This is a genomic window from Methylophaga sp., assembly GCF_965655755.1.
In the GTDB taxonomy this organism is placed as follows: Bacteria; Pseudomonadota; Gammaproteobacteria; order Nitrosococcales; family Methylophagaceae; genus Methylophaga.
Genome location: NZ_CBFHHW010000030.1, coordinates 1 through 6,508, shown reverse-complemented (window position 1 = coordinate 6,508; position 6,508 = coordinate 1). Strand labels below are relative to the sequence as shown.

Below are 6,508 nucleotides of genomic sequence, written 5' to 3'. Positions count from 1 at the left end.
AGGATTGCTATTCCTGCCCTCTTTTCAGACAAAGCAACTTGGGTTGATCCAGCAGGGTTAATTCATTTGTGGACGGGGTATTTCATCATCGCGCTGGCATCTTTACATGCCTTGGCAGCGATAAAACATCATTTCTTCGATAAAGACGCAACCCTTAAGCGAATGCTTGGAATTAAAACAGGAGACTTTTTATGAAAAAAACATTACTCGCAATGACATTATTAGGCTTATCCAGTGTATTGCCGGCTCAGGCTGCTGACTACGTTATTGATACTGAAAAGGCGCATGCCTTTATTGATTTCAAAATTCAACACTTGGGTTATAGTTGGATGAGTGGGCGTTTTAATGATTTTTCGGGAACGTTCAGTTATGACGCTGACAATCCAGAAGTGTCAGAAATTGACGTGATAATTGATGTCGCCAGTGTCGATACTAATTTCGCGGAACGTGACAAGCATTTACGTGAGAGATTCCTGGAAACAGAGCAATATCCTCAAGCCTCGTTTAAATCCACGTCTTTTAATCAAAAAGAAGATGGCAGCCTGGAAATGGTCGGCGATTTTACTTTGCACGGGGTAACCAGAGAATTAACCATTCCGGTAGAAAAAGTGGGTGAGGGCGACGACCCATGGGGCGGTTATCGTGCCGGCTTTGTGGGCGAAACAAAATTCACGATCTCTGATTACGGTATTGATGTCAGTATGTTGGGCCCGGCATCACAGGAAATCTTTTTGACGCTTTCCATCGAAGGCATCAGACAATAATCAAACCTGTTTAGCTAATTCATACAAACGGTCAAACTCATCAGGCAAGCTGTTTGCTGGTAAAGCGTGACCAGCACGTTGATACCAGTAGGCAGCATTGCCATTGTCACCTTCTACGCGATGAAGATAACCATGCACCATACAGGCTAGCTTATCTTCATATACCTGAATCATAGTGTGTGCGCCCTCCCAGTCACCCTGAGCCGCCAGTTCAAGTGATTGTAGGTGCTGTGTAGCCATCACGACCTCCTGAAGCTGATATGACTACTCTATGCTATAACAGATTGATATGAATGAAAAATAGTAGCTGTTTAATAACTACTCCCGAGCAGAATAAAACTCCCTACCAGAGCAAAGGGAGATACCATCACAACAAACAACAATTTAATGACTTCTCTGGTCACGTAAATCAAATCAATAATCAACGCCATGATCGACTCCTTTGAATCAGACGCTTGCACTATAATGACGGGTTGTTACAGCAAAATGACCTGATTAATCGATTTTTATGAATATTCTTGCATTAGATACCTGCACTGAAATGTGCTCAGCCGCCATTGTTTTCAATGGTCAGCTTTTTGCGTGTTCTGAACTAACGCATCGCGGTCACTCCGAGAAGATTCTCGGTATGCTCGATTCAGTGATGGCTGACGCGGGCTGTACCTTATTGGATATTGATGTCGTGGCGTTTGGTCGGGGGCCCGGTTCGTTTACCGGTGTCCGGGTTGGTGTGGGTGTGGCGCAGGGTATTGCCTTTGCCAGAAACCTTCCTGTCGTGCCTGTATCTACAATGGCCGCTGTGGCGCAGATTGCGATAGATGATTATTCAGCCAAGCGTGTCGCTGTGGCAATGGACGCCAGAATGGGTGAAGTCTATACAGGCCATTTTATTGAGAATAATGGATTAGCGAACGCTCTGGATGAAGAACAAGTTTGCCCACCCGATAGGTATCAACCTGCCGATAAAGACAAATGGTTTGCAGCGGGAACAGGGTGGACCGAATATGAGACTGTTCTAAGTCAAAACTTTGCCGGACAAGTCACAGAAAAACAGGCCTTGCTACCCACTGCTGCTGCGATTGCCAAACTAGCGATGGTAATGGCTGAAAACGGTCAGACCATACCTGCAGAGCAAGCTGTGCCAGTGTACCTGCGTGATAACGTGGCCAAGAAAAAAGGGGAGCAATAATGGTCACCAAACAGGACGACATCTACGCTTCACGATTAGAAGAAATGATTGATTTTCGGTTCGATGAAAAAGTCGTAAACGTGTTCCCCGATATGATCCAACGCTCTGTACCGGGCTATGCCACGCTAATCTCTAACATTGGCATTCTGGCGGCTAAATACGCTATCAAAGAGAGTTCTTATTATGATCTGGGGTGCTCGCTGGGCGCTGTCAGTCTGTCCATGCAGCAACGGATAAAAACTCCTGATAGCAAGATAATTGCTGTCGACAATTCAGCGGCAATGATTAGAAAAGCTAAGCAGATTCTGGCCTCCAACAAGGAGAGTTCGGTTCCTGTCGAATTGATTTGTGCTGATATTGCTGATGTAGAAATTCACAATGCTGCCGTGGTGGTGATGAACTTTACATTACAGTTTATCGATCCTGAGAAAAGACAGACATTGATTGAGCGGATTTACACCGGTCTTAAACCGGGCGGTATTTTTATCCTCTCAGAAAAACTCGCGTTTGATAATGCGTCGGTAAACCAGTTTCATATTGACTCTCATCATGACTTTAAACGCGATAATGGCTACAGCGATATGGAGATAAGTCAGAAGCGTTCAGCTTTAGAAAAAGTCTTAATCCCTGAAACGTTGGAAACACATCAAACCAGACTCAAGTCAGCTGGGTTTTCAATGACCGAAAAATGGTTCCAGTGTTTTAATTTTGCCTCATTGGTAGCGGTTAAATGAGTTTATATCAACCACTTTTCAAATATCTGGATGACATGGGTTTGAACGCCTGGTGCGCTCAACTGCAACAGCAAATTGACGATCAATTGTCGTCAACGCGACATGGCAAAATGCCGATGTGGCAGGAGGCGATGGATGCTTTACCCACCGCGACTCTTTCTAATCTTGAATTACGCACTGAGGTAGCCATCGGCACACAAGCCGATTTGAACGGTTTCAGTCCGGAAAAGCTGACAGAACTGGTCAAGACTTTCCATCCCTGGCGAAAGGGGCCTTACCGGCTGTTTGATATTGAACTTGACACTGAATGGCGCTCCGACTGGAAATGGGATCGAGTTCTGCCCCATATTCAGTCATTACATGGACGACGTGTGCTTGATGTCGGTGGAGGAAACGGATACCACGGCTGGCGTATGGTGGGTGAAGGTGCGGAATTGGTCATCGGTATTGATCCAACAGTGGTTTTTACCATGCAGTATCAGCTCATCCAACATTTCATTCAGAGTAATAAACATTTTGTCGTGCCGATTGGTATCGAACATATGCCGGATAATCTGGCCTTGTTCGACACGGTGTTTTCTATGGGGGTGTTGTATCATCGCCGCTCACCACTGAAGCATCTGATGGAGTTACGAAATTGTTTGCGTCCAAAAGGTGAACTCGTTCTGGAAACATTGATCATCGATGGAGAGCTAGGCATGACACTGATGCCGGAAGGTCGATATGCGAAGATGAGGAATGTCTGGTTTATCCCTTCAGCAGAGACGATGATGTTGTGGCTACGAAAATGTGGTTTTAAGAATGTACGCTGTGTCGATGAAAACGTTACGTCAGTGGAAGAGCAGCGTCGTACAGATTGGATGACGTTTGAATCACTGTCTGACTTTCTTGACCCGGATGATCAAACCAAAACGATAGAAGGGTATCCTGCACCCATTCGCGGTGTGTTTATTGCCAATGCACCCTAAAGCGCAGTCGCACCTGATGTAATTGAGATCCACTGTCCACTGCTATTTTTGCAGGCATCAAGCGATTTAACTTCTGTGAGTGATGCTTTTTTTATGGTGAGTTCGTAGGCGAGGCAAGGGTAATGACCATACGAATAAGGGTGATCAATCACGATCTCATAAGCTGTGCCGGTATCTTCATTTAGCCAAAAATGACGGACATCCAGCTCTTCTGTCGACAACACCTTTTGTGTTTGCTCTAAATCGCTGGTGGTCATTGATGTTTCTGTATCAATACCAGCCTCGACTCCTGCGAGGAGGTCGAGCGAAGCTTCGGTGCTTGCGATAAATGTGAAAGCGGCTATCGAGGACATTCCAAGACAACGTAACTTTTTAAACAGCATATATATCCATACTGGGACACTTAACCCTTATTTAAATACGGTTACTGTTTTCATGGATGAGCAAATCATCCCGTAAAGTCGGGAGTTTTTTCCCATTTCCACTAAACAAACTGAATACTTTAAAAAAAAGCTCAAAAAATGATCTTACTTTATCTTTAGATATGTATTCTTGAGTATAGGTCAGCAGTGCATCATAGCCTTTCTAAGGTAATACATTAAGATCAAAACCAAGAGCGAAAAATGTTTTCATTGTCGCGAGCTTACAGATCTTTTTCTTCATCTAACAGACATTCCTGGTGGATTTTTTCAGTGAAAGATTCAATTTTTCCATATTTATCCGCAAGTGATTCCTCAATCGGTTCACCATAAGCCCTCAGCAAGAGCCCTCTGGAAACATTACCAGAAGTATCTTTTACGGCGTCGCTAATGGGAATTTCCTGCTGTCTCCAATTCATAAATAAGTTGGCTTTTTGTTTCCAGAAGTCACAATCCTGAACAGGTATCGCCATCGCCGAGGTTGAAGCTAATAAGAAAGACAACAAAATAAAACTTTTCATAAATCCACTCGCGTAAATTATTAATTCAGGTAAAAGACTGTAAAGTTCGCATTAGGTTCGATTAATTGTGCACGATAAGATTCAATAATGTGTCATAGAGTGTGTTTTATCAAAGGCCTCAAGAACCCAGTATAAAAACGCCAGGAAGTTTCATGTAGCAGTGAGGGCGTTTTAGATGAACAATGTCTAGCAGTTTTCATTCACGCATAAAAAAGCCCCGCCACATTGCTGTGACGGGGCTTTTATTCATAAACCAAAGTTTCGTACGACTTGGTTTATGACAGTGTTTGGCGGAGGGACAGGGATTCGAACCCTGGATGGTCGTTAAACCATGCTGGTTTTCAAGACCAGTGCATTCAACCGCTCTGCCATCCCTCCAAAGAAGGCGAAATAATACATAACCTAGCCTTTCAACACAACCGTCAAACCAAAATTAATTTCTCAGTATGATTCTTATTGCCATTTAGAACTTATAAGGTAGGATGTTGTCACTACATCTGAACTTTCATCAACTTTAAGTAACGGAGTCATACTGATGGATTACAATGCACAATCGACGGTTGCTCGTTCGCAGCAGTCTGTTCTTCAGACCAACAAGCTTTTGCGAAATACCTATAGCTTGTTAGCCTTAACACTCATTTTCAGTGCCATGACAGCAGGCGTGTCGATGGCATTTAATCTGCCGCATCCAGGACTAATTCTGACCCTGGTGGGCTATTTTGGATTGTTATTTTTGACGATGAAACTGCGTAACAGCGCATGGGGTCTGGTTTCAGTGTTTGCTTTGACTGGTTTCATGGGCTTTACCTTGGGACCTATTGTAAACGCTTACCTGAGTATGGCGAATGGTAGTCAAATCGTAATGCAGGCACTGGGAGGTACTGGTATTATTTTCTTCGGTTTGTCAGCCTATGCTGTTAAAAGCCAGAAAGACTTCAGTTTCATGGGCGGATTCCTGTTCGTCGGTATTTTGGTCGCATTCATTGCAGGTCTGGCGGCAATCTTTCTAAATATGCCCGGTTTGTCTTTGGCTGTTTCAGCGATGTTTGTCTTACTGATGTCCGGCCTGATCCTGTATCAGACAAGTGAGATTGTGAATGGTGGTGAAACCAACTACATCATGGCAACCATCACACTGTATGTCAGTATCTACAACTTGTTTACCAGCTTGTTGCATCTTCTGGGTGCTTTTTCCGGTAACGATTAAATGAACTGATTGCATCAATTTGTTTTCTAATAAACCTCGCATTGCGGGGTTTATTTTTATGGGGAAGCATAAATGAAAAAGAACTTGGGTAAATGGGATCGTCTTTTACGGATTATCTCTGGCACAGTTATAATAGCTGTATCCTTGTATTATAAGAATTGGTGGTTCTTATTGGGCGCGGCGTTATTGCTAAACGGTCTGAGTGGTCGATGCGGTGGTTATGCCTTATTTGGATTTTCCACCGCAGATAAGACCTGTGACTTGCCGAATAATCAGAACCCTGGCAAACAGACGGATAAATAGATGACTGAGTTACCGACACAATTAGTGGATCGCTTCGGAAGGCAAGTGACATACGTGCGTATGTCGATTACCGACCGTTGTGATTTTCGTTGTGTCTATTGTATGGATGAAGAGATGACGTTTATGCCGCGTGAGCAATTGCTGACGTTGGAAGAAATCGTTTATCTCATGCGTGCTTTTTGTGAGTTAGGCGTTGAAAAAGTACGCATCACAGGCGGAGAACCGCTGATTCGCCGCAATGTCGATTGGTTGTTTGAGCAAATAGGTCTCCTGAAGGAGAATACAGCGCTTAAAGAACTCACTCTGACGACTAACGGCTCTCAGTTGCCAAAACACGCTGAGGCGCTCGTTAAAGCGGGTGTAGACCGTATCAACATCAGCCTGGACTCGCTCAAAGCCGATA

The 6,508-nt window shown here is 44.1% G+C and carries 11 protein-coding genes and 1 tRNA gene; 8 read left to right on the top strand and 4 right to left on the bottom strand.

The window, feature by feature from the left end; translation table 11 throughout:
- Both ACTF5U_RS10075 and ACTF5U_RS10070 read left to right on the top strand, forming a co-directional pair.
- A partial coding sequence (locus ACTF5U_RS10075; RefSeq protein ID WP_438971502.1) for a cytochrome b/b6 domain-containing protein occupies window positions 1-195 on the top strand: 195 nt, incomplete at its 5' end.
- A complete protein-coding gene (locus ACTF5U_RS10070) occupies window positions 192-764 on the top strand; it encodes a YceI family protein (RefSeq protein WP_438971501.1) in 573 nt (190 codons plus the stop codon). The genes ACTF5U_RS10075 and ACTF5U_RS10070, both read left to right, overlap by 4 nt.
- Here the strand turns inward: ACTF5U_RS10070 and ACTF5U_RS10065 are convergent, their stop codons facing one another.
- Window positions 765-1,004, bottom strand: a complete 240-nt coding sequence (locus tag ACTF5U_RS10065) for a hypothetical protein (protein ID WP_438971500.1) — start codon at window positions 1,002-1,004, stop codon at window positions 765-767.
- A gap of 268 nt (window positions 1,005-1,272) precedes the next feature.
- Here ACTF5U_RS10065 and tsaB point away from each other — a divergent pair, with 268 nt between their 5' ends.
- From tsaB to cmoB, 3 genes are read left to right on the top strand one after another with little or no spacing between them, the layout of a single operon-like run.
- Window positions 1,273-1,953: a tRNA (adenosine(37)-N6)-threonylcarbamoyltransferase complex dimerization subunit type 1 TsaB gene (gene tsaB / locus ACTF5U_RS10060; protein WP_438971499.1), complete on the top strand. Its 681-nt coding sequence runs from the start codon at window positions 1,273-1,275 to the stop codon at window positions 1,951-1,953.
- On the top strand, window positions 1,953-2,687 hold the full coding sequence (cmoA, locus tag ACTF5U_RS10055; protein ID WP_438971498.1) for a carboxy-S-adenosyl-L-methionine synthase CmoA: 735 nt from the start codon (window positions 1,953-1,955) through the stop codon (window positions 2,685-2,687). The genes tsaB and cmoA overlap by 1 nt, the downstream gene beginning before the upstream one ends.
- Window positions 2,684-3,655, top strand: a complete 972-nt coding sequence (cmoB, locus tag ACTF5U_RS10050) for a tRNA 5-methoxyuridine(34)/uridine 5-oxyacetic acid(34) synthase CmoB (protein WP_438971497.1) — start codon at window positions 2,684-2,686, stop codon at window positions 3,653-3,655. Before cmoA ends, cmoB begins: the two co-directional genes overlap by 4 nt.
- Here cmoB and ACTF5U_RS10045 read toward each other — a convergent pair.
- The 3 genes from ACTF5U_RS10045 to ACTF5U_RS10035 form a co-directional block, all read right to left on the bottom strand.
- Window positions 3,652-4,038, bottom strand: coding sequence for a hypothetical protein (locus tag ACTF5U_RS10045; protein ID WP_438971496.1), 387 nt, complete (start codon window positions 4,036-4,038; stop codon window positions 3,652-3,654). The genes cmoB and ACTF5U_RS10045 overlap by 4 nt on opposite strands.
- A 260-nt stretch (window positions 4,039-4,298) precedes the next feature.
- Window positions 4,299-4,595, bottom strand: coding sequence for a hypothetical protein (locus tag ACTF5U_RS10040; protein WP_438971495.1), 297 nt, complete (start codon window positions 4,593-4,595; stop codon window positions 4,299-4,301).
- Window positions 4,596-4,883: 288 nt separating this feature from the next.
- A tRNA-Ser gene (locus tag ACTF5U_RS10035) sits at window positions 4,884-4,973 on the bottom strand.
- A 157-nt stretch (window positions 4,974-5,130) separates the two neighbouring features.
- Here ACTF5U_RS10035 and ACTF5U_RS10030 point away from each other — a divergent pair.
- The 3 genes from ACTF5U_RS10030 to ACTF5U_RS10020 all read left to right on the top strand — a co-directional run.
- Entirely contained in the window at window positions 5,131-5,802 is a 672-nt protein-coding gene (locus ACTF5U_RS10030) for a Bax inhibitor-1/YccA family protein (protein ID WP_438971494.1), read from the top strand.
- A gap of 72 nt (window positions 5,803-5,874) precedes the next feature.
- The gene (locus ACTF5U_RS10025) at window positions 5,875-6,105 is read left to right on the top strand and encodes a YgaP family membrane protein (RefSeq protein WP_438971493.1); all 231 of its coding nucleotides are present in this window, start codon (window positions 5,875-5,877) and stop codon (window positions 6,103-6,105) included.
- On the top strand, window positions 6,106-6,508 hold a 403-nt coding region (locus ACTF5U_RS10020; RefSeq protein ID WP_438971492.1), incomplete at its 3' end, for a radical SAM protein.